29 protein-coding genes and 3 pseudogenes are annotated in these 26,825 nt (G+C 34.2%); 29 read left to right on the top strand and 3 right to left on the bottom strand.

The features are described from left to right. Positions 1-218: 218 nt before the first annotated feature. Both ACQKOG_RS16825 and ACQKOG_RS16820 read left to right on the top strand, forming a co-directional pair. A pseudogene (locus ACQKOG_RS16825) lies at positions 219-632 on the top strand (FAD-dependent oxidoreductase); the annotation flags it as partial. Between the two features lie 130 nt (positions 633-762). Beyond that, positions 763-1,077 carry a thioredoxin family protein gene (locus ACQKOG_RS16820; RefSeq protein WP_427447486.1) on the top strand — a complete coding sequence of 105 codons (315 nt, stop codon included), beginning with the start codon at positions 763-765 and terminating at the stop codon, positions 1,075-1,077. Positions 1,078-1,230: 153 nt separating this feature from the next. On the opposite strand, the gene ACQKOG_RS16815 is transcribed toward ACQKOG_RS16820, so the two are convergent. Further along, positions 1,231-1,575, bottom strand: a complete 345-nt coding sequence (locus ACQKOG_RS16815) for a hypothetical protein (RefSeq protein ID WP_370083251.1) — start codon at positions 1,573-1,575, stop codon at positions 1,231-1,233. 370 nt (positions 1,576-1,945) lie between these two features. Here ACQKOG_RS16815 and ACQKOG_RS16810 point away from each other — a divergent pair, with 370 nt between their 5' ends. The 15 genes and pseudogenes from ACQKOG_RS16810 to ACQKOG_RS16740 all read left to right on the top strand — a co-directional run bounded on the left by ACQKOG_RS16810 (position 1,946) and on the right by ACQKOG_RS16740 (position 15,154). Next, the gene (locus ACQKOG_RS16810) at positions 1,946-2,155 is read left to right on the top strand and encodes a hypothetical protein (protein WP_370083253.1); all 210 of its coding nucleotides are present in this window, start codon (positions 1,946-1,948) and stop codon (positions 2,153-2,155) included. Positions 2,156-2,246: 91 nt separating this feature from the next. Continuing rightward, a complete protein-coding gene (locus ACQKOG_RS16805) occupies positions 2,247-2,624 on the top strand; it encodes an SET domain-containing protein (protein WP_370083255.1) in 378 nt (125 codons plus the stop codon). 278 nt (positions 2,625-2,902) lie between these two features. Continuing rightward, the gene (locus ACQKOG_RS16800) at positions 2,903-3,025 is read left to right on the top strand and encodes a putative holin-like toxin (protein ID WP_370078498.1); all 123 of its coding nucleotides are present in this window, start codon (positions 2,903-2,905) and stop codon (positions 3,023-3,025) included. Between the two features lie 746 nt (positions 3,026-3,771). Continuing rightward, positions 3,772-4,413, top strand: a complete 642-nt coding sequence (locus tag ACQKOG_RS16795; protein ID WP_370078500.1) for a DUF3885 domain-containing protein — start codon at positions 3,772-3,774, stop codon at positions 4,411-4,413. Between the two features lie 173 nt (positions 4,414-4,586). Next, positions 4,587-5,075 (top strand): magnesium transporter, encoded by a 489-nt coding sequence (locus tag ACQKOG_RS16790; protein ID WP_370078502.1) that lies wholly within the window; start codon positions 4,587-4,589, stop codon positions 5,073-5,075. 872 nt (positions 5,076-5,947) lie between these two features. Next, positions 5,948-6,412 (top strand): hypothetical protein, encoded by a 465-nt coding sequence (locus ACQKOG_RS16785; protein ID WP_370078504.1) that lies wholly within the window; start codon positions 5,948-5,950, stop codon positions 6,410-6,412. A 13-nt stretch (positions 6,413-6,425) separates the two neighbouring features. Further along, positions 6,426-7,082 carry a hypothetical protein gene (locus tag ACQKOG_RS16780; protein ID WP_370078506.1) on the top strand — a complete coding sequence of 219 codons (657 nt, stop codon included), beginning with the start codon at positions 6,426-6,428 and terminating at the stop codon, positions 7,080-7,082. A 451-nt stretch (positions 7,083-7,533) separates the two neighbouring features. Further along, positions 7,534-7,707, top strand: a complete 174-nt coding sequence (locus tag ACQKOG_RS16775) for a hypothetical protein (RefSeq protein ID WP_370078508.1) — start codon at positions 7,534-7,536, stop codon at positions 7,705-7,707. Positions 7,708-8,229: 522 nt separating this feature from the next. Beyond that, positions 8,230-8,667: a VOC family protein gene (locus ACQKOG_RS16770; RefSeq protein WP_370078510.1), complete on the top strand. Its 438-nt coding sequence runs from the start codon at positions 8,230-8,232 to the stop codon at positions 8,665-8,667. 195 nt (positions 8,668-8,862) lie between these two features. Further along, a complete protein-coding gene (locus ACQKOG_RS16765; protein ID WP_370078512.1) occupies positions 8,863-9,294 on the top strand; it encodes an SMI1/KNR4 family protein in 432 nt (143 codons plus the stop codon). Positions 9,295-9,462: 168 nt separating this feature from the next. Continuing rightward, positions 9,463-10,167 (top strand): annotated as a pseudogene (locus ACQKOG_RS16760) (SAM-dependent methyltransferase). 927 nt (positions 10,168-11,094) lie between these two features. Next, a complete protein-coding gene (gene rsgA / locus ACQKOG_RS16755; RefSeq protein WP_370078514.1) occupies positions 11,095-12,162 on the top strand; it encodes a ribosome small subunit-dependent GTPase A in 1,068 nt (355 codons plus the stop codon). Further along, positions 12,159-13,175, top strand: a complete 1,017-nt coding sequence (locus tag ACQKOG_RS16750) for an aminoglycoside phosphotransferase family protein (RefSeq protein ID WP_370078516.1) — start codon at positions 12,159-12,161, stop codon at positions 13,173-13,175. Before rsgA ends, ACQKOG_RS16750 begins: the two co-directional genes overlap by 4 nt. 322 nt (positions 13,176-13,497) lie before the next feature. After that, positions 13,498-14,022: a GNAT family N-acetyltransferase gene (locus ACQKOG_RS16745; protein WP_370078518.1), complete on the top strand. Its 525-nt coding sequence runs from the start codon at positions 13,498-13,500 to the stop codon at positions 14,020-14,022. Between the two features lie 505 nt (positions 14,023-14,527). Continuing rightward, complete coding sequence (locus ACQKOG_RS16740) at positions 14,528-15,154, top strand: hypothetical protein (protein ID WP_427447480.1); 627 nt, start codon at positions 14,528-14,530, stop codon at positions 15,152-15,154. A 423-nt stretch (positions 15,155-15,577) separates the two neighbouring features. Here the strand turns inward: ACQKOG_RS16740 and ACQKOG_RS16735 are convergent. Next, positions 15,578-16,446, bottom strand: a pseudogene (locus tag ACQKOG_RS16735) (SDR family oxidoreductase). 138 nt (positions 16,447-16,584) lie between these two features. Here ACQKOG_RS16735 and ACQKOG_RS16730 point away from each other — a divergent pair. After that, positions 16,585-16,944, top strand: a complete 360-nt coding sequence (locus ACQKOG_RS16730; RefSeq protein ID WP_370078522.1) for a winged helix-turn-helix transcriptional regulator — start codon at positions 16,585-16,587, stop codon at positions 16,942-16,944. 470 nt (positions 16,945-17,414) lie between these two features. Here ACQKOG_RS16730 and ACQKOG_RS16725 read toward each other — a convergent pair whose 3' ends face one another. Further along, positions 17,415-18,368, bottom strand: coding sequence for a TRM11 family SAM-dependent methyltransferase (locus tag ACQKOG_RS16725; RefSeq protein ID WP_370078524.1), 954 nt, complete (start codon positions 18,366-18,368; stop codon positions 17,415-17,417). A 239-nt stretch (positions 18,369-18,607) separates the two neighbouring features. On the opposite strand from ACQKOG_RS16725, the gene ACQKOG_RS16720 reads away from it, so the two are divergent. The 11 genes from ACQKOG_RS16720 (at position 18,608) to ACQKOG_RS16670 (ending at position 26,801) form a co-directional block, all read left to right on the top strand. Next, positions 18,608-19,432, top strand: a complete 825-nt coding sequence (locus ACQKOG_RS16720; RefSeq protein ID WP_370078526.1) for a DNA alkylation repair protein — start codon at positions 18,608-18,610, stop codon at positions 19,430-19,432. Positions 19,433-20,143: 711 nt separating this feature from the next. Beyond that, positions 20,144-20,797, top strand: a complete 654-nt coding sequence (locus ACQKOG_RS16715; RefSeq protein ID WP_427447477.1) for a hypothetical protein — start codon at positions 20,144-20,146, stop codon at positions 20,795-20,797. Between the two features lie 66 nt (positions 20,798-20,863). Beyond that, positions 20,864-21,169: a hypothetical protein gene (locus ACQKOG_RS16710; protein ID WP_370078530.1), complete on the top strand. Its 306-nt coding sequence runs from the start codon at positions 20,864-20,866 to the stop codon at positions 21,167-21,169. A gap of 102 nt (positions 21,170-21,271) precedes the next feature. Further along, positions 21,272-21,739: an SMI1/KNR4 family protein gene (locus ACQKOG_RS16705; RefSeq protein ID WP_370078532.1), complete on the top strand. Its 468-nt coding sequence runs from the start codon at positions 21,272-21,274 to the stop codon at positions 21,737-21,739. 181 nt (positions 21,740-21,920) lie between these two features. Further along, a complete protein-coding gene (locus ACQKOG_RS16700; protein ID WP_370078534.1) occupies positions 21,921-22,130 on the top strand; it encodes a hypothetical protein in 210 nt (69 codons plus the stop codon). A 276-nt stretch (positions 22,131-22,406) separates the two neighbouring features. After that, positions 22,407-22,742: a DUF7716 domain-containing protein gene (locus ACQKOG_RS16695; protein WP_370078536.1), complete on the top strand. Its 336-nt coding sequence runs from the start codon at positions 22,407-22,409 to the stop codon at positions 22,740-22,742. Between the two features lie 158 nt (positions 22,743-22,900). Continuing rightward, a complete protein-coding gene (locus ACQKOG_RS16690; RefSeq protein WP_402871835.1) occupies positions 22,901-23,710 on the top strand; it encodes a hypothetical protein in 810 nt (269 codons plus the stop codon). 128 nt (positions 23,711-23,838) lie between these two features. Further along, positions 23,839-24,225: a hypothetical protein gene (locus ACQKOG_RS16685; protein WP_402871832.1), complete on the top strand. Its 387-nt coding sequence runs from the start codon at positions 23,839-23,841 to the stop codon at positions 24,223-24,225. A gap of 511 nt (positions 24,226-24,736) precedes the next feature. Next, on the top strand, positions 24,737-25,387 hold the full coding sequence (locus ACQKOG_RS16680; protein WP_427447473.1) for a hypothetical protein: 651 nt from the start codon (positions 24,737-24,739) through the stop codon (positions 25,385-25,387). A gap of 27 nt (positions 25,388-25,414) precedes the next feature. Further along, entirely contained in the window at positions 25,415-26,269 is an 855-nt protein-coding gene (locus ACQKOG_RS16675; RefSeq protein WP_427447471.1) for a hypothetical protein, read from the top strand. Positions 26,270-26,297: 28 nt separating this feature from the next. Further along, positions 26,298-26,801 carry a DUF6630 family protein gene (locus ACQKOG_RS16670; RefSeq protein ID WP_402871823.1) on the top strand — a complete coding sequence of 168 codons (504 nt, stop codon included), beginning with the start codon at positions 26,298-26,300 and terminating at the stop codon, positions 26,799-26,801. Positions 26,802-26,825 lie beyond the last annotated feature (24 nt).

The raw sequence follows: 26,825 nt of genomic DNA, 5'->3' as shown, positions 1-26,825 counted from the left end.
AAGTTCTGCTCCATCTAGTTGTTATGTTCATTATAAATAAAAGTACCCTATAAGAGAGACTTTTTTTAAGTGTCTATCTTATAGGGTACATTTTAGAGGTTGGGGGAGGTTTTTTTATGCTATCCAAGTGATGTTTCTTTACTTTCTAAATGGGTAGCAGTTGTACAGTGTAACTGAGAAAAAGTGCGGGAGTTCGATTCAAAAAAGCTGTATAAATAAAGCTTATTTATAATTGGTCGGAGGATTTAGTATCGCCACAAATGGTCATGAGCTTTCTACTCCGACATTGAATGAACTACAAAGAAAAGACATTACTATCATTACTGAACCTATTCAAAATCTTCGTGGTGAGGATGGTTATTTAAACAAAATCGTGTTTAGTTCAGGGCTTGAAATAGAAAGAGTTGGCGGTTTTATAGTCCCTAACTTTGTGCGTCCCAATCAATTTGCAGAGCAGCTCGGTTGTCATTTAAATGGAAATGGTAGCATGATGGTGAGAGACAGGCCGTACGTCACAGGAAAATGTTTATGCAGCGGGGGAGACAGCTAAATTAGGCTAGTCTTCATTAATCGTCGCTGCTGCTGAAGGATATAAAGCAGCGATGGCAGTTGTTTTCGATAGTACAATTTAAAAATTTTTTAACTTAATTACGGATATTAAAAGTCCTTAATGTGTGATAAAGGGGAAGAGTAGGGTCTAATTATAATAATAAGCATATTATAACTTCAAGATTTTTATTTTTACAAGGGAGGAAAAGAAGGATGCCAATTGTTCATGTAACGACAATGAAAGAATTAGGTGAACACTTAAAAACTAAAAAGATGGTGTTAATAAACTTTTGGGCTGAATGGTGTGGCCCATGTAAAATGTTCGCAGGGGTACTTAAAGAACTTAATGAGGAATTCAGTGGTAAGGTGAAAATTATAAAGGTGAATGTTGAAAAAAGCCCAGATATTGCAGCGGAATATAAGGTAATGGGAATTCCACATTCTCGATTGATTGTTCATAATAAATTACGTGAACCAATTGTTGGATATGTGCCTTTTGAAAAACTGAAGCAAATGATCGGAGTATGATTCGATAAACAGCTGATAGACCATTTTGGATGAACATCAAAAAAATGAATGTACAGCAAGTTCCGAAAAAGCTCTATGGTCTACCGTTTGTATACAAAATTACGTGGTGAATGTTTCACTATCATAATCATCAAGCCAGACAAGCAAATAAGATTAATCCTGTTGCTTGTTTGACTTGATTGCTAAATATAATGAAAAACTAATTGCAATGAACATAATCGTAGAAAATATGATCGAGAACGTGTCTGTATAGTAGACGGATGTAATCAATAGGATAAGAGAACAAATGATCATGACAACTCGTAGTAATATATCTGTTTTTTTACTTGGATTAAAAAAATCTTGAAGAATAGCAAATAAATAAGATACTCCGAAAAATATAAAATATTCATAAACAAAAATAGGTTTCACAAAATCTGGAATTCCGAAATAAACTAATTCAAAAATAATAATGAGTGGTGGTATATATTTTATATATTTGCTAAAGGAATTCCTCAAAATATCACTCCTTTTTTTGTAATTAGAATAACATATATTGTGAAAAATAAATAATTCGATGGAGCAGATGACCGCGCGATTCTGTGCCTTTTAAAAAATGCAAAATAGCTTTTACTAGCGTGTATTAAGCCTTTTCGAATTTCGGGAAGATTACACTTGTAACATTAGAAGTACCATCATGAAAATGGTAGACCGTTGATACATAAACGTATGTAGTGGGATGTTAGTCAAATATGATTTTTTCAATCTGTTTAATTATATACCAGCTCGTGTTATAATGAGGAACTTAAGGTAATTTAGACTTTTCCTTATAACTGAACGGATGCCAAGAAAGCCTCCGCGTAGAGATAAAATATAGAGGTGTTAGAGATTGAATAAAAAATGGACGATTGAAAAAATTAAAGAATTTATTGAGAATAATTCGGAAAGTAAGTTACTAACGACGGAATATCACGGTTTTTCTCAAAAGTTATTATTAAAATGTGCGTGTGGTAGTGAATTTGAAAAAACATTTACAAAGTTTAAAAATAAACATCAACGTAAATGTGACGTCTGCCAACCACCAAAAGAATCACGCTAATCAAACGAAGTGTTTAAATGAACTAGCTAATTAAAAAAGTTCAATGTTTACAGCTACAAAGAATATTTTAAAAGTGAGTAGGAGAACAAACATGATAGAGATCAAAACATCTCCATTAAGTGATGGAGAATTCAATAGAGGGGTATTTGCAACATGTGATATCCAAAAAGGAGAGCTTTTACACGAAGCACCTGTCATTTCTTATCCAAACGAACAGCATCAATACATTGAGCAAACCTTACTCGCTGATTATGCTTTTGAGTATGGGATCGGTCAATCCGCTATCCTGCTTGGTTATGGAATGTTGTTTAACCATTCTTATGAACCAAATGCAACTTATGAGATAAATTTTAAAAATCGCACTTTTGACTTTTTTGCTTACACAGATATAAAAGCCGGAGATGAAATTCTAATCAATTATAATGGCGACGTTGATGACAAAGATCCACTATGGTTTGATCAGGAATAAAAAGGATTTAAAATAAATCAGGGCGTTGATCCAACAAGGATTGACGCTCTTTTTTGACGTTATTTATGAGGTATGTTTGCTTCTACTGTACAACGTGATTCAAGTGGTGTGTGGGCATTATTGTCCAATGAGGTGATTGGAGTTTCTACAGGAAAAAGGAGTTATTCTTAAAAATTTGGTATAATGAGAGAGTAACGAGATAGAGGCTATATGGGCGATTGGTAATCAAATTTTCACCTATTTTCTTCGAGTCCTTGAAGAGAAAGGAGTTGATACCAATGACTATTTTTGAAGCAATAATGGTAGCTATAAGTTTCTCTACGCTTATAGTTTCAGTAATTGCATTGTCGTTTACTTTTACACAAAAAAAAGTAAACCGCCTCCGCCTGCCAAGCATGTGAGTCGGTTTACTTTCTTCTCATTGCAAATCGCCTTGTTACGAAGACCATTTGGTGCTGTAACACTAAATGGTCTTATATATTTTATATACATCTTCAATATGAACTATAACACGGAGATAAGTATTTATTCAATTAGAACAAATATTTACCCAAAATCAATAAATACAGAATGATAGGCTTTACAAGAAAATAATTAATTCAACATGAGAAAGAAGAGAACTAGATAGTTGTATTTTGCAAAGAAAAAATACATAGTTTTGCAATTACACAATGTTGCAACTTGACATGGAGGCCTCTGAGGGCATGAGTAATGAACCAAGAAGCCAGCTATATTAAGGGCTGGCTTTGCCTATACGAGGCTATCTGGTCCTCCTCTCCAAGTAAAGTTGCAACGCCAAATCAGGTTACAATACTCTGTCCTTTTATTTTGCAATACACAATAGTTGTCTGTTTTATGTATTATTGTATAAAATTCACTTGATGGTTTTTTACACTTTCCTATGCGGTATTTAACAATTTCAATTTCCAACGTATTAATGCGTGTTCAAGGGATTTTTCAGGTACGATCAAATGTGTTATGACAGCTGCTTTGACAGCTCTTGTTTGTTATTCAACTCCCATGAAAGAACGAAATAATCTTTCATTCTCTGTGATGTATCGCTGGTTTTTGCCCTACATGGATGGCTAACGGGGCAGTTTTGTTGAAGAAAAATGGTAAAATTAAAGAAACAAATTGAGGTGGAAATATGCTTATAAATGACTATATGAATGAAAATTTTCCTAACTTAATTCTTAGACCACCTTTGTTTTATAACTGGGAAATCAGCATACGGTTCGAGTTAGGGATAGAGTGGGATAGAGAATACGATTATGAAAATAGTCCTTATGTACAGGAGGTTTATAAAAGGGCTGTCACGCTGTTTGAATTGCTACATTTACAAGACGAGGAAATTGTTATTGTAGTAGATGTGAATGATTTTGGAGATGGAAAAACCTATAAGCACAAAGCGAGGATTTTTTCTCCATATGTCTATGATAAATCAGTCTTATATAAATTGAAGCATACAGAAATGCCTTATATTTTTCCTGAAGATGATGAGGACGGAAAATATAAAACACATAGGTTTACCCTTGAATGTAAAGTATCTGATATGAAGTACATTCCATTGTTAAAAGCAGTATGCAACCAGGATTTAGGGATTCAACCAAGTATTTTTCATAGGATATATTTTTTAAATATCAAAAGGAAAACCATTTTTCACGTTTATGATGATAGAGGATGTGATTTGCTTGCTACCTCACCTGAATCTATACGAGACATTTATAATACATACAATGATTGGATATTAGATTACGATAAGGACGAAATAGATAAAGTGTTTAAATAAATCCTTATTGTACTTCCATGAAAGAACTTAATCATCTTTCATTTTCTGTGGTGTATCGCTGGTTTTTGCGCTACATGGATGGCTAACGGGTGTTTTACTTCAATAAGGGGTAGAGCCATATGACTAACGTAAGCAGGATAATTTAATAAGGATTAAATTTAGGAGGTTGATAAATGAGTTTCTGTTCATTTATAGCAACAAATTATGAAATGCCAGAAGTAGAAACAAAAGCGAAGTATATTACTGTTAAGGAAGCTATTGAATTAGAAATAAAACCACATGAGTTGGTACCTTGGGAGAAGATGGACCCTAATGCCCAAATATTATTTGTTGAAAATGAAGATGACTTAAATGAATTGGACATTAAAAAGGACGCTTACTATGATGTAAGTGGATATACAAGTTATCCATTCATTTATGAAGTGAATTTTATCTATTCGGAATTGAGGGCAAGGCAATTACTGGAGTACCTAAAAGAAAATATTAGAGAAGGACAGATATTAGAACTATGGAGAGTGTGGATTGGTCATGACGATAATGAAATAAATATACCGTATATTAGATGTTATTATGAAGAATTATCTCTAAATCATTTAGTACAAATGTACAATTGGAACCATGAAAAATATAAAGAACAATATTGTATAGTATTAGAAAGATAAAAATATAAATAATCCTTATTGAACTCCCATGAAAGAACTTAATCATCTTTCATTTTCTGTGGTGTAGCGCTGGTTTTTGCGCTACATGGATGGCTAATGGGGCGGATTGGTTAAAGAATAAATGTTATAATATGGATATGGTTGAAAAGTAGATTTGATAATGGAAGGTGTATTTGTGTGTTTTCATTTATTATTATAGCTTACTGTATATTTGTGGTAATCAATCTTATACACAAAAATAGAGAATCAATAAGACAATTAACGGCTAAACAATTAATTCTCGCTTCTTTTTCCTATCTTTCCACGGTGCTATTGGGGGTTATTTGTATTTATTATGGAGGTAATTGGATTGCTGGACAATTTTCAAATCGTTTTCTGCAATTAGTTGTTTTCATTTTGATAATAGTCATCACAATATCTTTATGCCAATGGCCATTTAGAAAAATATTAAATAGAGTTACATCAGGTATTTTTCCAAAGAATTGAAAAGTAAAAATTTTTCTATAGCGATTGTATCATAAACACAGTCGCTTCTTATGCTAACGTGGCAGTTTAGTTGAAGAGTGTTGTTTAACTTGTTGTTCAACAATCGGGCCATATTATTGAATAACAACCTTTTATGAAAAGTTACCAAACGATGGTTTGGTAACTTTTCTTTAGCTAATGTAGCAGGTTAATAATTAAAAGTTAGGTAGGATGTTATGCATAGAAAGCTAAGTAATATAGATTTCAGCTATTTTAATATACAGTTAGTCCTTTGTTGCCACATTTATTTAGGCAGTTTCTTATAATAAGTTAAAACCCCTTATGAAATTCAGAAAATAGACAATATTCCAATATAAATTTACACTGATTGGTGTATATGTTCTCTGGTGGAAAAAAATAACGCTATGCCAAATGCTTTTTATCATTCATCTGTAGCTGCTTATGGATATGCAGCTAATTATGATAAAGCAAGAAGTTATTGGAATGGTAGCAGTAAAGTTAATATTACTAAAACTACTTCATCTGCAGGTCGTCCTGATATTTATTCTGTCGGAACTACTTCTGTAAGTGGACTTTTAGGACAAGCAGGTGGATATAATAGTTCAGGGAGTGCAGTATCATTAGATAGTAACTGGGATTACGCTACATCAATTATTTATGATAATCAGATGAGAGCACAGTCAAATTATACAGCATCTCGTATAAATTTTAATGCTGCTCACGAAGTAGGTCATACTATTAAAATGGCACATGTAGGTATACCTCACGATTCAGTAATGGTTCAAGGTTGGTGGGAAATCCCTTCTGGTTTAACAAGTTATGATTCAGGTGAAATTAATAAAAAATGGTAATAGGAGGATTTCTATGAAAAAGTCACAATTTTTAACTATAACTTCATTTTCTTTGTTGTTATGTGCATGTGGTAATGATCAGGTAGCTGAAAAACCTAAGAAAAACGAAGAAATAGAAACCGTAGTAACTCATGGAAGCTATATTGCGTATGATGCTGAAAGCCAATTATTTAATGATGCTGAACTTGTTGTAATGGCGAAAACTGACAAAAAATTCGAAGATAGAGAACATGTCGTAAAGTACATTTCATCAAACAATGAATCTGACGCTGGTTTACCTCCAGTAATTGAAGATTTCTATACGAAAACACCAATCACAATTTCTAAGGTATTGAAGCAAGATGAATCTTCTTCAATAACTGAAAATGATAATCTAACAATTATAGAGCCAATTAGTTACGATGAACAAAAGAAATTATCAATTGAAAATTATGCTGAATTAACTGATGGGGAAATGTACATTCTATATTTAAAGAAAAATACTTTTGGTGAATATAGCATTATCAATATGAATAACGGTAGATTTAATTTAGAAAGTAATGATAAGATTCAAAGTATCTCTGAACATGGACATGAAATTGACAAAGAGAAACACGAAGAAATGAAATCTGATGTAGTGAAAAGATTTGCAAACGAAATGGAAGAAATCGGTATAGATCCACAAAATTAAAAAAAAATAATACTGCTATTCAATTAAATCAATTAATTTATCTGTCATCTCTTTGGAAATCGTATAAATAGTATGAGTATCATCTGTTTTCATTAATGCACTTTTTCACTATCCACAATCCAAAATTCTGTTTCTTATTATTTACATAAACAACATCCATATATAAATCTGGATTCACCATATTTACCATATCATTTTCCTGTACAGCACCTGATATTATATTACGGGGGCTTCAGTGCAATAAGGGTTGTTCGATCCACTTGTTCTGAATGGCGGTAACATATAAATAGAATCTCAATGAAAAGTTACCAAAGGACGCTTTGGGAAGGTTATACTTTAACTAACGGGTGCAGTTGTTGAATAAGCGCTGTGCTATAATTGGATTATATTGAAAAAAGTGTATGTTAAAATTCGAACAAAATAAATTTATATGTAGGGAGATGACTACTTTATGAAAAAGAGAATTTCTATAGTATTAACAACGATAGCTATCATTACTTTTGGTGTTTTTATTTATTATGGGTCTTTGACCGAGGCTAATAAGGAAACCGACAGTATTGTAATAGATAAAGATGGAGAAGTAGTAGAACCACTTAGTGGTAATAACGATAATATGGGTCATTAATACACATTAATATCGGCAGACATTTTTCTTGACGTTCTATTTGTACCAATATTCTCCTAAGCAATCGGGCGCTTTAGTGCAACAAGGACTTATAAGCTATACAAAACAATCATAATAAACGTTCCCAAATGTAAGTTTGGAAACAGACTTAAAGGCAACGAATGTTGTGAAATCAACAGTTTCGTGGCTTTTTGTATGCACATTATTTATACAGCTTTTTATGCAAGCAGCACAAACACTTGAAACATCAATATTTACACGATTATGGCTTACTGTTTAGTGTGCATAAAATCATGTATATTTCTTAGCGTTGTAAATCCACCTTTTTTAGTTATTCATTCATGTTCATCAAGCCATTTATAAAATGGCACATAGTTTGGATTGCTGGTAATATCCTTCTTGCGATGTGCATCATCTAATTGGCTTTGTAAGCTGCGATGCTGGTATCTTTTTTCCCTTTATTAATATTAGAATTTGAATACAGGATATTGCAAAATAACAGAAACAATGGAGGTATGAAATTTGAAGATCCGAAGAATAGATCATGTGGGTGTAATCGTAAATGATCTCCCTGCCGCTAAAGAGTTTTTTCTCGATTTTGGACTTGAGGTAAAAGGTGAATGGGAAATGGAAGGAGACTTAATGGGATATGCAGTTGGGCTTAATGACGTTAAAGTAGCGTGTGTAGGATTGGGAACGACAGACGGTCAGACATGGATAGAGCTAATCAAATTTTATTCACCGTCAGATGAAAAAGATTTTCAGCAACCCTTTGCAAATACACTGGGTATCCGACATATTGCATTTACTGTTGAAGATATTGAAGCTGTTGTTGCCAAATTGAAAAAGAAGGGTACGAAAATCTTTAGTGAGATACAGCAATATGAAGAAAGTTATAAATTATGCTACGTTCGCGGTCCAGAAGGAATTATTTTGGAGTTGGCTGAGGAAATCAAATAAGTTATGTTAATTAAAATGAAAGTACGACTCTGCGTTACTTTCTTATTTTTTTAGTTTGTGAAGAAATGTACTTAAATTAACGGGTGCGTTGATTAAAAATCATTGAGTTACATACGTAGCTCTTTTAAGTATTTCTAGAACTAACAATACAGGATTGTTACATAGGATGACACAAGAAAAGGCGGTAAGTTTTAAGTGAAAGAATTAAGAGACTTGATTTCAACAAGAAAAGCTGGCGTTACAGATTTTGATATAAAATCAGCTGAAGAAAAATTAGGTGCAGTTTTTCCTGAACAATACAAGGAACTTTTTCGATTAGTTAATAATGCCGAAATCGGCGAATGGACTCTTTTTCCGATCAAAGACCAAAAGAATCCTAAAAAAACTTGGGATGATGTCGTAAGGCAAAACCAGGATGCAAAAGATGAAGAAATGTCTAGTGATCTAATAGCTATTGGTGATGATGGTACAGGGGATAAATTATGTCTTCAAGTTATAAACGGGAAAATGAATGATGAAATTTATATTTGGAACCACGAGACCGCAGAAATAGAGGAATATACCTCAAATTTAAAGGATTTTATTAAATTGGATTCTGAAAACGGTGAGTTCGATGAAGATGAATAATGTCCAATAATAAGATAAACGCTTGTTCAACTAACGGAGCTTTACTTCAATAAGGAGTAAAGCCTTTTTCTACTTAACTATTGGAGCAAGCTATCTCAATAAAAAAGGTTGAATTTACCATTTCTGTGGTATTATGAATGTACTTTTAGAAGGGTGGGGCGAGTTCAGTTGAGTAAAATGAAGCAGAGTACAAAGTTAGATTTAGAGAGAATAGTTTTCATTGGGAGAACTTTTGAAGAGTATTTGGATATGTTCTTACTTTCAGAAGAAGAACTACGAGGAAAGAAAATACTTGATTGTCCAGCAGGAGCTTGTTCATTTACAGCCATTGGCAACAAATCAGGTTTCGATGTAACCGCTTGTGACATTGCCTATTATCATTCTGGTGAAGGTCTAAAAAATAAAGGTCTTCAAGATATTGAACACGCAATGAAGCATATGGAAGAAGCTAAAAACAACTATAAATGGGACTATTTTAAGGATGTAGAAGGTCTTAGAAAATTTCGTTTAACGGCTTTACAAGATTTTGATAATGATATGAAGAAATCGAGTGAAAGATAAATACCTGTTAAAATGCCTTCTTTGCCATTTAAGAATGATGAATTTGAGATTCTTCTCTCAGCACATTTTTTATTTATGTATGCAGATAGGTTAGATTATCAATTTCACTTAGAAACGCTAAACGAGCTGTTGAGGGTTACAAAAGAGGAAGTTCGTATTTTTCCTTTAGTTGATTTAGAGGGAAAAAGATATAAGCATTTAGACAAACTAATAAGATATCTTGCTGACAATAACTGTACTGTTGAAGAAGTAAAAGTTCCATATGAATTTCAAGAAAATGCTAATTCGATGTTGAAAATAAAAAAAGGTTAGAAGAACAACGTTGGGCGGTTATCTTTTTGAAATAATTTTTATTGAACTAACAGAGCTTTAGTTGAAGAAGGCTCATTTAATTGATCAAACTTTTTTATAAAATTCTCATACTTAGTTAGAAAGATTAGCTCCATTTTGATCAAACTTTTTTCAAAATGGAGTTTTTGCATTTGCTGATAAATAAAGGTTGAAGGTAATTTTTAATCAATCTTACATTGCAATAACCATCGCTTTTGAGAATCTAAAAGGGAGTAAATCGATGGTGATTTACTACCTGTTTTATTATTTCGTGAAGTTAAAAAGCAATAATAGTCCCATTTAAAAAATGTCTTGATAAAGTGTTTGCAATAAGCTTTTTATCGCTTATTGTTTCTGTAATTGCATTGTCGTTTACTTTTACACAAAAAATGTAAAGGCAGCAAAGCGACATGAGAGGCCACCTTCAAATCGAGAATGAAGGTGGCTTTTCTCATGTTATTTGCGATAGTTGGGGGATGGAGTTGGAGAGGTAGCTGACCGATAAAATTCGAATTATACAAATTTTCTGTTGATTTTTCACGAAGGGTTATGTCACACTATAGTAGTGGAATTATATTCCAACTTTTTTTCTGCGAAAGGAGATGTTTTTTAATGACAACTTATATGGTATTGGTGGTTTTAACTTAACCGAATATCGGGCATAGTAAATTCCAATTTTTGATTATAGCTTGGAATGAGAGCAACCGGGAATATCACCCGTGTTTTTTGCTATGCCGTAAACAGTAACCTTTCGTGAATACTGCTGTTAGCGGGATACGATGAAAGTCGTATTCCTTTTTGATTATAGTCGAGTTTTGACTTTTCTCCGCGAAACAGCAGCTTCTTAGGAGGCTGCTTGTTCGCGGTATTTTTATGCCCAAAAACAACTTTTAGGAGAGGATCTGTTCAATGATTGATTTGAAACAATACGGCTATATCGAAGCCGAAACGCTGCCGAAAGGTTTAATACCTGGAAGGGTTACGGAACTACAGCGAGAGCAATATACCGTCATCACCGAACAAGGAGAAGTGACCGCTGTATTGAAGGGCGCTTTCTACCACACTGCGGTGACTCGGGAAGATTTTCCGTGCGTTGGCGATTTTGTATTTTTACAATACAACGAAAACGGTGCTTCGCTCATTGCCAAATTGCTGCCTCGCCGCTCGAAATTTTCCCGCGCGGACTATTCGGGACACGCAGTAGGCTATGTCAAAACTATACTGGAGCAAGTCGTAGCAACGAATTTTGATTACGTATTTATCGTGTCATCCTTAAACTGGGATTTCAAGATCAGCCGCATCATGCGCTACCTGACACAGGCACGGCAGAGCAACAGCCAGCCTGTCGTAATCTTAACAAAAGCTGACTTGGCTACGGATTTCAACACACCGATAGCTGAAGTTCAGAAAGCCGCTCCTGATGTGCCAGTACATGCAGTTTCCAGCCACACCGGGAATGGTTTAGACGGGTTGAGCGAATATCTCCAACCAGGAAAAACCGTAGTATTACTCGGTATGTCTGGTGTGGGAAAATCTTCGCTGCTAAACGCTTTGATGAATCAGGAAGTGATGACTGTCAAGGCTATCCGCGAGGCCGACAGCCGGGGCCGGCACACAACAACGCATCGCCAGCTTTTCATGCTCCCTTCCGGTGCGATGGTTATTGATACGCCTGGTATGCGTGAACTTGGGCTGTTCGGTGCGGACGACGGGATCAGCGCGGGATTTAACGATGTGGAGGAATTATTCACACAGTGTCGCTTCAATGACTGCCGCCATCAGACGGAGCCGGGCTGCGCAGTTCTTGCCGCCCTTGCCGATGGTTCATTGGCACAAGAGCATTGGGAGCGTTACCTTGTACAGAAGCGGGAAAACAAATTTGTGGATGATAAATCGGGGTATCTCATAGATAAACGGGCGTGGCAAAAGTCGATTGCCATGCGACATAAGGGTAAAAAGGGAGGAAACAAGAGATGAACAACCAGAATGAAAAGTTTGTAAAGCCCGAAATACTGACGCTTGTTTTGAGTAAAATGCTCGACAAGACGATAATCCGCGCAAATTATCAACTTAAAGAGTTGCAAGGCGGGACAATAGGAATTGTTCGGCTTGTAACAGGCATGGTTGAAACTTCTGATGGTGAAAATCTGCCGTATAAGATAGTTTGGAAAACACAGAAAAAATTTGAGCGTTATGGTGATCCAGATTCATGGCGTAGGGAATACGACTTCTTTGTATCGGATTTCAAAAAGGTTTTCTCCGACTCGTTCCGTTGGCCGGAGTGTTATCACGCCGAAATAAATGGCGATGAGATTCAACTGTGGATGGAATATATTGATGGTGTGTCAGGCTTAAATCTAACCTCGGAAATGTATGAACGTATAGCCCAGGAATTGGGGCGATTTCAAGGCAAGTTGTACACTGAACGACCAAACATATTGCAGAATTTACCCAATTTAAGCAAGGTGGAGTTTATGAAAAACTACTATCTGCGTTATCGGTCATGGGATGTTTTGTATGATTATATACGGTCCGATGACTGTGAAATCCCGAAGCACCTGTGTAAAATGCTCATAGACTTAGATAGCAATGCGGACGAAATATTCAGTCGAATTGAAAAGCTACCAATAGTGCTTTGCCACAGAGATTTTTGGGTGGCAAACATATTCTATTCGGACAATAAAATCGTACTTATCGATTGGGATACCGCCGGATGGGGGTACATGGGCGAGGATATCGCGAGTTTAATAACTGATGAAGCGGACATCTGTCATATGATTGACTACTACCAAAAATGCATTCCTGCATATTACAGGGGTTTTTCGGAATATGCGGATGTGTCCCATATATCCGATCATTGTATCTATGAACTAATTCTTGCTATGTTCGGATACAGGCTCGTGGAGTGGTATAAATTCGCTAAGTCGCCCGAAGATAAAGCATTGCACCTTAGTACCTTGCAAAAAATTCATGAGATGAGAAATGTGTAAATAAATATAACTATTGTGTCATAATATATAAAAAACTGAATGTATCTGTTTGATGTATCGTTTTAATATATGGAATTTAACAATTTTAAAATAAGAAAGTAGAGAAAATAAATGAAAATAACTAATTATCCATTAATGAATAATTTGAGTTTTGTTTATTATTTCTCCTATCTATTTCTTAGAACTAAAAGTTACAAAACCCTTTAGTAGAGTTAGCATTGGTGAATATTTTGTGTACCCTATTTTGAGAAATATGGAAATGATATTTGGAATGTTTTAGGCCATGTGTGGAAGTGGCTTGACTTAGAGAGGAGATAAAAAGATGATTGAATTACGAAAAATAGATGGGGATAACATAGATGAAGTAATAGCGCTTGATGTTGAAGAAAACCAGAAAGAATTTATATTAGAAACTACTAACCTTAGATGCTTCGCAGACGCTCATATGTTGAACACAGATGGTATACCAGCTTCTCCATTAGCTATTTATGCGAATAATACGATGATTGGATTTTTGATGTATATTTATGATACGACGGATCATGAATCATTTCAAAATGAAGTTTATTACGGGGAGAAGGCCTATTTCATTTGGCATTTTATGATTGATAAGAGTTATCAGGGGAAAGGATATGGCAAGCTTGCCTTTGAAAAAATGTTGGCGGATATTGAAAATTTCCCATATGGGGAAGCACAATATGTAGACCTCTTCTATGATAAAAGTAATGTCATAGCTAAAGAATTATACGCCTCATTTGGTTTTGTAGAAACAGGCATCATTCAGGATAATTCGGTGCATGCGATTAAAAATCTAGATGAGAAAATAACAGAAGCCGTAGTAGAATAGAATCTCTCGGGAAGCAATGTCGAAGAAAAAACCGATTTTATTAACTCTGTTTTAGCAAAAATATAATATTTATACCACAGGCGCGATTGTTCATGATCTATTGAGCGATTCATTTTTTATAAAAATCAAACTTAAATATTTGCTAAGGAAGTATCCATTTTGATCAATCTTTTTTCAAAGTGGATTCTTTTTATTTTATTCAAAAATGCTGGCTTGCGAGGGTGTTTTGATCAAACTTTATTTCGAAGCAACACCAAGGGGTTTTCTGATGAGGAATTTCTAATAGGGTCGCGATATGTTAACTGTAAGACCATCCTGACAGATGGTTTTGGATTTCCTCTAATAATGGTATCTCATATAAACTACAACCGTATGGAATGTACAATGTATGAACTCCAAAAATAATGAATATTATTATTATCTTTACTTTGGCGAAATTATCCGTAATGGTGAGACAGAATCTTTTAGCCTTTTAGAATGAAATTGAAAGAGGAGGGTTCATGATATGTCGCAAAACATCATTCCTAAAGCCGCTGTGCGCGGGACAGCTTCAGGAGTTATCTTCATGGCATTTTTCGGTACTCTATGGGCGGGAATTGGAATTAGAGGACTGCAAGGTTTTGGATTTCTCTGGCTGTTGATCTTTTCCCTATTGATTGGTGTCATATTGCTTATTGGAGGAATCGTATTGATAACGAATTCAAAAAGGTTATCAAACGAGAGGGCGGAAGGGAATTCTCAGCGTTGGAAACGAAAGAATATGTGGTTCGGTATTATTTTCGGTTTAGAAGGCGTATTGATAGCCATTGCTGCCGGAATTTGTGGATCTACCAATCATTTGGATTTGTTTGTCCCTGTTATGGCTCTTATTGTCGGTGCTCATTTCTTTCCTCTAGCGCACCTTTTCCAGGTGAAGATCTATTATATTACGGGTTCACTTCTTTGTCTGCTTTCGGCAATCGCGCTGTTTACTTTCCCTATTAATGTTACCTGGGGTAATTATCAAATTATGGTATGGTGGACATCTGTTGGTTTTGGCTCAGCTTTGATATTGTGGGGGACCGGGGTGGCAGTTTGGATAACAGGCCATAGACTGCTAAACAGGGCTCTGAATGGATCCAAAGAGGCTTAGGTATTTTTCAGGTTTTAATGTTTTTTGAAGACTGTTTGCTCAAAGATTCTTTCAAATGTAGTGACACCATTGGGCACAGTTGATATTTTTGAAGGTGAAGAGTTGGATGTATTTATAAGATTCGATACGGTAATTGTGCCGAAAAAATGAGCCTTAGCTTAATATGCTAAGGCTCATCCGAGGTTCGCCCTTCGGTACACCGTGTATCTCTCTTTCTACTCCAACTCCCTGCTATCAAAAATATCTACTTAGACAGAACTTTTTTCTTATTGAACTAACAGTGTAGTTTAGTTTAATAAGATGCTTGTAATCAAGTGATAGGTGGTTGCAGAAGTGTAAAAACAGTTTTTGGGAAGAAATAGCGAAGTACCAGCCTTAAGTGGGCTGGTACGTTGTAAGATACAATATTTAAATTTGCTTTATCTACTTTGTATTTAAAAATAAATGTGTTAGTGCTTGTTTTAGTGAATAGCCTGACGATTTAATAAGTAATCTAAATCGGTATGTGTTGATTCTAATCCTCCTTCACGAATACCTTTTTGAGTCATTACTAACATTGGAAGGTAGGCTTCAGGTACTCCAGCACCTTTTAACATTTCTTCATATGAAGCATCGTCTACTGCTAATAAAGGAACTTCTTTGCCTAAGACTTCATTTAAAGTATCAACAAATTGCTGTTGTGTTAAATTTTTACCAGAAAGTTCATAAATCTTATTTTCGTGACCATCTGCTACTAAAACATTCGCTGCTGCCTCAGCTAAATCTGGGCGATATACCCAACCGATTTTTCCTTCACCAGCAGAAGTTATCCAAGGGGCACCAGTCATACAGCCTCGAATTGTGCCAAGTTCATTTTCTACATACCAGTTGTTACGTAGAATCACATACGGAATACCTGATTCAATAATTGCTACTTCACGTGCTCTATGAAGACCAGCAAGGAAGAAGTCATTTCCTTCTGCTCTCGTAACACTTGGATAAATAATTTGTTTTACATCTGCTGCTTTGGCAGCTTCTACTGCGTTTGTATGCTGACGCATAACTGTTTCAAAGTCACCAAATGTTGACATAATGAATAAGCGATCTACACCTTTGAATGCTGTAAGTAATGTTTCTGGATTTTCAAAATCTGTTACACGAACTTCTAGGCCGTGCTCCTTATAGCTAAGGGCTTTTTCAGACTTGTCGTCACGCACACCAACAATTATTTCTTCAACTGATATTTTGGGAAGTAAGTACTCAACAATTTTATAACCTAAATTTCCAGTTGCACCAGTTATTAAGACTTTCATAGAATCTCCTCCACTACAATGTTATTTTTGATTTTTGTTCCTAATGCATATACTATTACCAAAGAAAGATTTATGTAAGTAGGCACAATTTAATAACATAGTCATAAAAATAGTACCTAAAGAAAAGGAGGTTTTATTTTGGCACGTTTTAGTTATCAAGATGAAACGGTCTCTGAAGAAACGCTGCAAGAAATTTGTCCATTAACAGTTGCTCAAAATGCAATTGCAGGCAGATGGAAAATCGTAATTTTGTGGCATTTAAGCAAAAATGAAATTATTAGGTTTAATGAATTATTGAGGCTGCTACCTGGTATCTCGAAAGGAATTCTAACTAGACAATTAAGAGAGCTTGAAGAGGACGGTCTAGTACACAGAGAAGTATATAAAGTTGTTCCACCGAAAGTAGAATATTCATTAACAGAGCAGGGGCAAAAGTTTATACCTGTATTAGAAGCAATGCAAGTTTGGGGTAAAGATTTACTAAATAAAAAAATATAGATGTATGAAATTATTACAAATACAGGTATCGAGTTTTAATTAAAAAATGCACTCTCATATAGAATTCTTTTCTTATTGAACTAACAGTGGCTTTAGTTAAAGAAGGATTTACTAAAATCAAAACATAAAGACCAAGTTAAGCTACAAAACGTGTAGAATAAACTTGGTCTTTAAGTATTAATAGCAACAAACTATACGAAAACAGCCTTTTTGAAAAAGAAATTATCACTACCTAAAAATTGGCAGACAAGAAATGCGCTTTACTTATTCAGCAAAAGGGCGCTATCTTCGAATATATAAGTAAAAAATGATCAAACCTTTTTTAATTCAAACCAACAGAAAGAGACCCAGATAGTTATCAAGGTCTCTGTTTTATGTAACTGAATTTTTTAGAAATGCTATTCAGCTAATCGCTGTTTGCGTACTCCTCAAACTATCGAACATAATGATAGTTTCGGGAGTACGTGTTTTTATTCACATAATAGAATTTGACGTAAAAACGATTGCTTTTTAGCAACGCATCGATCTGATATCACAAAACCTGCATCTTTTATCATGTCATCAATTGTTTCAATTGTAACGACAATAACCTTATCGGCAATCCTGCGAGCGTGTTTTATAATATCAAATTGATCTTCTGGTGATGAATGCGTAAATAAGTTATAAGGTAAATCAATTATGGCGACATCATAGTGTTCCGTTACTTCCGAGATTGGACCTACTGTAATTTTGCCCGTTAATCCAAAATAAGCGATGTTTTCTCGGGCACCTTTACAAACATTGTAATATATATCTCGCCCTTCCATATTAATTCCCATGGAAAGGGCTTCAATAACGACTGTCCCAATACCACAACAAGGATCAATCGCTCGAATATTTTGAGGCTGGGGAACTGCGATATTCGCAACAGCACGAGCTACTCTTGTACTAAGTGCCGTTGAATAACTGTTTGGTTTGTGTAAATGTTTAAGCCAAATGGATTCACTCTTCATATACTTTCCAAAATACCATATTCCATCTATTAAAATTAGACCAAATACAATTTCGGGATGAGTTAGGTCTGGTTCTCCCTCAATGCACAACCCTATCTCACGTTCTAACAATCGACGCTCTGACTGACGAATTTTCTTCGTTTCACCTATATCCATACTATTTAAACAAACCACTTTAAAAGTTGCTTCATTTATGTTTATACCCTTCACCAATGTCTTGATGTTCTCTACGCTATTATCTTCATATAGCACTTCAAGTCGTTCTTGTATAAAAGGGCTACGGCTTGGATCAATTTTATTATTGCTTATGATATAGTTTGATTGGGAATCAAGGCTAAAAAATGAACGCATCTCCATTCTACATAGATCGTATTCGTCAACATGATGTACATATGTGTATATAAATTTATTATTATTTTGCTCGTTGCTCAATTGATTACCATCCTTTTATATTGTTGTTCACTTGATTTCACTATAGTTAATAAAAAACAAATGAGGTTGTTTATTTTGTAATCGTATCATAGGCGTCTCTATCAAGCCACTCGATACACATTTATGGCGAGATTCAATCGATTAGAGGGAATAGTAGAAATAATCTGTGAAAAGAAATAATATAAAAATAAACATCTATTCATTTCAACAGGTCAGATCAATTATAGGAGGGTGTTAAAATGGTAGTAAAAGAAGATATTATACATAGAAAGGGAGCTAGAAAGGCTAGCGATATCCCTGGTGACGTTTTAACGTTGTTGAATCAAGGGAAAATAGAGAGTGTTAATTTAACAGAGTGGCAAGCTGTTCACCATATTACTTTATTAAAAAATGTTCTACCATCCATTGGGCTAGAAGAAAAGTTAGAATTTATACTGACTGAGGTAGAGAAGCAAAAAGTTGAAACGGGAATGAAGGCCATACGTTTAATTGGAAGTTTGTTAGATACAGTCTTAATGGATGAGCGTGCAACAAAAAAAGAGGAGCTAATTACAATATGCGCTCATCACGTATCTGATAGTGTCCGATGTTGGGCGGCATTTATGAATAAAAACAATGATTATTCTTTAGAGGAAAAGCTTTTGTATATTCAACCTTTCGCAGCAGATCATCATTTTGGTGTTCGGGAAATTGCATGGATGTCAATTAGGGAGGACCTTTCGGCAAATATTAAGAATAGTGTAGATTTGTTAACGGAGTGGGCGAAAAGTGAAGATGAAAACATTCGTAGGTTCAGTTTAGAATCAATCCGTCCTCGCGGAGTATGGACAAAGCATATAGAAATATTAAAGGAAGAACCGCAAATGGCACTTCCTATTCTAAATTTGCTTAAATCTGATCCGGCTAAGTACGTTCAAGATTCTGTCGGCAACTGGTTAAATGATGCTAGCAAAACTCAATCAGAGTGGGTAATAAACCTATGTGATGAATGGCAAAAAGAATCTCCAACTAAGGCAACTGAAAGAATCATTAAAAAGGCTCAAAGAACAATAGTAAAAAGTTAATTGGCTATTGAAAAATGTATTCGCAATTGAATACGGAAAAGATAAAATCCGTGTAAATCCGTACATCCAGGTATCATCGTAACACCAATGACAGCAACAACGATGGAAGAAGGAGGAGCTCTTCCTTTCTATAAAACGTATACGCAGCTTCCATACTTTGGTGAACCAGAGGATGTAGCCTATGGCGTTGTGATTTTTAGCATCAGACGAATCACGCTTTATGACAGGTGCAGAATTAGTCATTGATGGCGGTTGGACAGCTATTTAATAAAAAGAGAAAAAGCTAGGCTTCATACAGAATGTGAGCCTAGTTTTTTGTTATGTATAAGAATGGATGCAAAAGAAGAGAATCTCCACAAAAAGGGGAATGAATACCTGTGTGAAACAGGGAAATAGGTAAGCAATAGAAATGCTCAGTTCAGCAAAAGAACTTTTTGGATAGAACTATAGTTAGGGTAGCGAAGTATAATGTTTATGGTAAGATGAAGACGAAAAGGGGTTTTATTCCATATTATTTACAGGCGCAGAAAACGATGCCTGGATTGAATTAATATCGTTTTAAATACTATTATTCATATGATGGAACGTACTTGGGGTTTGATCCTGCTGGCGGATATCCTGAGTTATATAGATACGTTTGTAATCCGTAGGGGTTATTTGATAGAAGACGAGCTTACAGCGCCTGTGTATGATTGGAGGTATTAAAACATTATGCCATTATGGAATGACTTTATAAATGCTGAAATTCCCAGTCCGGGAAGCGGTAAATGGTTTCAAATCATAAATAATTCAAAGCAGTATTGTGTTGAAATAAAAAACGATGAACTCGTGATTTCTAGGTATCGTGAAAAGCACAGTATACAATATGACTATTTAGATTTAAAAATAATTGGCACAGATTATGGAGAATGGGGAGGAGAGTTAAAGGTTGTTTATCCGGATTCATCAGAAATATTATTAAAAAAATGTAATGTCAAATCAATATTTGAATATAAAGGAGATCTATATTTTTTAGAAGGCTTAGAACATCTGTATTTAAATACAGGAAGTTTATATCAGCTAGTTTACGATGGTACAAACTTTTCTATTAGAGAGTGTCTTGATTTAAAAGAATGTCCAATTGCTTTTTATATATTCAATAGTCACTTGTATATACTATCTAGCGAAAATTTATTTAGTTTATCTAGTGAAGATGGAACATTTAAAAAGAATATTATATTCAATAATTTCCCATTCAGTGCTTTTGTACCGAACTCACTTATTGTCTATAAAGGGAATTTTATTATAGGGATGAGAGGAGGATTAGGGCGAATAGATTACGAAAATACTAATAACGTGCAGTATATGCAATTGAAAAAAATTTGATTTTCAATTTTTTATTATGATGAGCCTGCTTTGGCAATGAAAATGTCCAAGATTGGAGAGAGGTTTATGAAAGTAGAAGAGGCTTTAGAAATAGTTTATGAATATACCATTGGTGATAACTCTGTTCTACATTCTATAAGAGTGGGATTGGGATTAAATGAAAAAAACTATCATTCATTAATTGAAGCAATGAAGGTACTAATTACGGAGTATTCGAATAAACCAGAAGTTCCTAAAAAATTAGCTTTATGTTTTGTAGATATCAGCAAATACTTTTATTTTCATGACGGCAAGTATTCTACAGAAGAGGAAGAAAAATTTGAAGATGCAATTCACGAAATAGCATATTTAGCAGAAGAATTATTTGGATAGATTTAAATAAGAGATGTTAAACACTCGGGACAATGAATGGTAGTAGAGTTCGTTTTATTTTTGGGTTATTACAAACACAAATATTACATGGAGGTTGAATAAATGTTTTATAAGTGCTCATTTCAGCTAACACGAGAAGATATCGAAGAAGTTGAAATGTTATTAAGTTTTCAACTACCTCAAGAATTGAAGAATCATTACCTTCAATATAATGGTGGTTTACCTAAAGACCCTTGCTTTTTTGAAGAACAGTCAGATTTGGAAACTCGGGTACATGTTTTCCTTCCAATGAAATATCGTAACAATATCGGGTACACATTGGAAGAAGGATATTTAGATTTTAAAAACCGAAATATTATTCCTCAAAAGTATCTACCTTTTGCAAATGACGCGGGTGGGAATATCTTTTGTATAGACCTTGATTCAAAACAAGTGGTTCTGATTTATTTAGATTTAGGAGAAGTAACAGACAGATGTATTTATTTTTTAGCAAGTAGTTTTATGGAATTTATTAATAATCTCGAAGAATGCTTGGATGACGAAGTAGAAGATGATTCATATGAATTCTGATATAAATAAGAGTGAAATTCAGTTCCATACTATGAACTAAATCTAAAAGATAGAAAGTAAGAATCTAAAGTAAAGGGGATGTCCAAGCCCTTTTTAAAAGAAGGGGTCACCATAGACCTCACTACAGCTACAAAATTTTGATTCAAAAATGGGAAGGTGGGCAATGGAGGAGAAAATATCTATGAGAAAATTAAATAGAGACGAGCTTATATTGCTTGTAACTAGGATAATGAATGCTGAAGGAAAAACAGAAGCGGGGGATGATCAGTTATTAGAAGAGTTTCTTCATAACGTAATTGATCCAGAAGCTGCTAATTACATTTTTTACGATAATTTACTCCCAGAGGAAGTAGTTGATAAAGCTTTGAGTTATAAACCCATTCAACTATAATAGAATATTTATAGTTTCTTAACGGAAAATCCTATTCCCTAGACGAAAAGATTGAGCAACTAGTGAACTTAATTATAGAAGTCAAGAAGATTTTATCTAAATCAAGAACGCCTGCATGGGATATATAAATACTAAAAAAGGATTCGAAAAAGAAGGAGTTAAAAGTGAAAAATAGCATTGAAGGTATACAGTTGGAGGAAGATCATCTATTGGTAGAGCAGTCTTTATCTAAGCCAAGAGGGTGAATTTAAAAAACTAAGGAAAGGCTGTGAAATTATGACGGAAGAAAAAATGAATTTAATCAGTGTTAGGGATGTGTTATCACATCCAGAGAAAAATCCAGAGACTTGGTTTTATCTTCCTCCAAATTCAAAAGAATGGAATCTACATACAAAGGGGATATTTTCGCTAGATAGCTTTGATTTTCCACCCGATTCAGATGATTTTTTACCAGAACAAGTGAAAGAAAATGGTTGGATAGAAACATTGGATGGTACAAGTATTGAGGATGTAATTGACAATGTAAAGGATCAGTTAGAAAATCCATCACTAGATCAGTTACTCCAAGCGTTCATTTATTATTTTGAAAATGATGCGTTTTTGGTTTTTTAAGTAGTTAAATTAAAAATAAAGATAAAAGAGTAGAAAACCTAAATATAGGATATTTTCCACTCTTTTTCTATTAGAAATGGAAATGCTTCATTTCGTATATTAGTGTCTACCCTCAGAAATCAGGACTTAAAAAAATAAATGGAGGAGCATTCTAAAGAATGAAGTATGATGATAAGGCTTTAAAAATTCTATTAAATTATAGCTTGTTGAATCCAGAGAAAACATCAGAGGAAGATTTTCAATATGCTAAGACAGCAGGTTATACGTTTGATAAAATTTTACAGACGCATAATGAAGCTATTGAGAATGCAATGTTTGAAATGAGGAAATGTAGTAAAGGTTTCGCGGCCGATTTATTTCTGGCCAGTTTAAGTACCCAGCGTTTAGATTGGAGATCAGGTTTACCAGTATTTGTGATTATGAGACAATTTCCTATTCATAATTTTAAAAGTGATTTTATCTCTTGTGAGATATGTGCCAATAATGCCGAAGATTTAGTAGATTTAACATTCATAAACAAAATTCGTTTTGGTCATGGTGGGGTTATTTCAGGTAACATATATGATTTTTCATTTATACTTCAACAGCATAATAAGCTTCCGCATATAAAACCGTCAAAAAAAGATTTTGATATTTTTCAATCTGTTATTGAGATTGTTAGAAATACAGAAAGTAATGTTACACCATCTAAAGTACAAAATAAGATTAGAAAGATTGAAGGATTTAAATCAAATGAAGAACAAAGAAAAGCATTACTAGAGACGCTTGGTTTTTGTAGTATATTAGAAACAGAAGAGCATAAAGGTTTTTTACATCAATTCATAAATCTTGGTTTAGCTCCAAGATCTAGACATAGCTCGGATTGGTTATATCCCGTGGATTGGTGGAAGGGGAGAGACGGGATAAATCAAGATGCACTAAAATTTTGGTTTGGTGAATATGAGGAATTACAAAGTTTGTTTACGTAAAAGTGTAATAAATATTCGGAAAACTGCATGTGTTTTTTAGACAGGTTCATAAATTGTAAGCTTATTTGAACACCCTATCAATGGCCTAAACCGTTGATATATCAACATTTATAGGAGGAGGAACTGAATTGAAGGTAATCGTACAATATGTTCCAGAGGACAGTACTACTTATAAGAGTTGGTTCGTCATCAAAGATGAATTGGATGGAAAATTTAGTAAAGATACATCTAGTCCTTGGGATATGGGAGTAGAGGCTCAAACCGGTTATACATACTATCCAGTAGATAATGCTGTTATTTCGCTCTATCCTGCAAAGTCGTCGGATAAAAAAGATGATTTGAATGGTGACAGATACAAAGGAAAGTATTTAATACTACTTTCAAATACTGCTGATACTGAAAGGTTTAGCTCTTATAAAATGTATACTTGGGAGGAAGCAATTAATATTATTTCCCAATTGAAGGATTTATCATTTAAAGCTGCATTACGTGTATGGAAGTCAAAAAAATTTTAAAATACAATGAGAAATTGAAATTGTAGTAGAATTTGTAGTTTATCTTAAGATAAGATTAATTCTTTTACGAGAGTAGCATAAATATCCTTTGGGATTATTGCTACTCTTTTTTTTATGATTATTATTGCATTTTTTGAGTGATATCCCTCATTTAATGAAAAAAGTAATCGTGTTTGAAGCAAAGCAAAAAGTACTAACTATAGTACGAATATCTTGGGTGGAATTCAAAATAAAGGTACTTTAAGGAGGCAAAAAATGGATTGAAATATGCTATTGTAGATTTATTAGTAAACACAGTATGCCCATATGATGTAACCCATGGTAACGAAGTAGATTTTTTCTAAGCAAAGGGAGTGATGATAAAGCTTTAATAATAAATTCTACTGTTCAAAATAGGAGTTCGAAGAGGATATTATGGTATTCGACAAAGTTTATAACTAGAAGATTACTTGATCGGTACATGTTTATCCGGAACAGGAAAAAATAATTACACAAGTTCGGGAGGGGAATAATGGAAATATGTAATGATGAAAAAATAGAATTGAAAAGAAAAGAGCTATCGAATTACTTTAATAGTTATTCAAAGGACATTCATCAGCATTATCTTAAGTTGAAGAGCAAGGTTACTAAATGGTCGTATTCTTTAGGAGTCACTGAAGAGTTAATTCCATTTGAGAATTTAATCCCTTCCGTCATATCAATCAAGAAAGGGAAGCCTCTTGCTAAACCCAGTAAGTCCAACTTTGAGTCGAAAAATTTAGTTACCTATGGTATCGATAATAATGTAAATATTCTTTTGGTGATTAGAAAATATGATAAAGATGTTACGAAATATGGAGAAAACATAAGATATGTAGATTATATAAATGAGGAAAATGTAATCGTTAATGCGCATATTTATGAGTCCAATCCTACTACCTCTAAATTATCTTCTCTTTGCCATGTTTATGAGGAAAATGGTTTAGTGTACTATGTTTCAATTACACCACCTAATAATTGGTATGTTAGAGTTGATGAGTTGCAAGATAATAGAATTGAAAAAATATCAATGTTTGCTACAAGTTGGTATAAACAAATGGATTACAGTATTTACTATGATAATAGTTCCGTTTTATCAAAAATAATGATTGGTGAACATTTGCATTGGGAAAATCGACTGTAAGTGTAAAAATCAAAAAGGAGCGGAAGGATGCGTACTAATAAATATTGGAAGTATTTTGATCGAGCGATGAAAGAGTATAAAAAAAGAGTAATTTCAGATGAGGAAGTAAAAGAAATACTAGATAATCGGCTAAATGAAATGAAAGACTTAATTCAAAAAAATGAACGAAATCGTTTAGCTGATCGCTTGAAAATGGGAATAGGTGTTCACCTTGAAATGAATGCAAAAAATAGAATACTAAATGGAGAACCATCAGCATGGATTTTATTAGAGCAGCAACTATTTTGGTTGATTCAGATGATTAAAAGCAATCCTAATAGAGGAAGTGTATCAGACAGTCAAATAGGGGGGCTTATCGGACTTTCCTTATTGTGGGGTTATGAAGATATTGCAGAGCTAACATACAAATATGCAACTAATATGTTCACAAAAGATCGAGATTTTTATTCTGAGAATAAGACTCATCATGTTTTTATGATATGCCTATATCATTATTGGAAAACTGGGGAAATGCCTGAATTGTTTAATATTTCACCAGAAAATCATGTCTACCAAAGATTAATGTGCAGTTGGAACGATACAAATGATTTTGGAGAAAATCTTTATGAAATATGTGATTTTCACATCTATAGTTTAAGCGACACACCTCATAAATCAAGTGAAATTTTATCGTTTGATTGTATTCCTTACGCTTATTATTGTATTCAATTAATAAGAGAGAAAGAGGGATTAGCTACACCTAATATAGAGCATCCGTTGCTTCAAACACCCCTTGCCGAAATTCCTAAGGATAAGCCTGGATATAAAATTGATGAGGATGAGATTTTGCAATTCGTAATACAAAATGAAAAAGTACCTGATTTACAACGCCTTATACGCTAAAAGCATTGGATGGAAAAGGAGTGAGTGTATGAATGCACTGTTACTACTTGTGAAAAAGCTTTCGTGTGATGTAGAAGAACAAATTTTTTCAGAGGTTTCATTAGCTATAGAAAAGCCAGAAACCTATTTCGAGAAGTTCCAAGATCGACTGGATGAAAGAGGAATAGATAGCCCCATTGATCAATTGGCATGGATTTCTTTGGTTGATGCACTTCTCGATCATGATTTGGCATTTGAACTCGATTGGAAAGAATCAGGGTTATACATTTGTGATGTTGTTGATGAATTGCTAGATAGGAAAAAAATGGCGTGCATAAGTTGGGGAGATTTTGAAGATGGAGAATTTGATGAGCTACCAACCTCCCAATGTTTAAATGAAATTTCCGAAAAATTAAAGGAAGAGGGAATTTCGTTGGCATATTTGGATATTGATAGTGACTGTTACGTTCTAATCACTGTTCCATCATCTGATATTGATGAAATAAAGAAGTTGGTGCAAGAAGTAGGATATAGAATTCAAGATTCTATCTGAAGTAGCTATCCTCATTCTCGTTAG

This window comes from Lysinibacillus sp. NPDC093216 (assembly GCF_050280325.1).
Lineage (GTDB): Bacteria > Bacillota > Bacilli > Bacillales_A > Planococcaceae > Lysinibacillus.
This window is presented reverse-complemented; position numbering and strand designations above follow the sequence as displayed.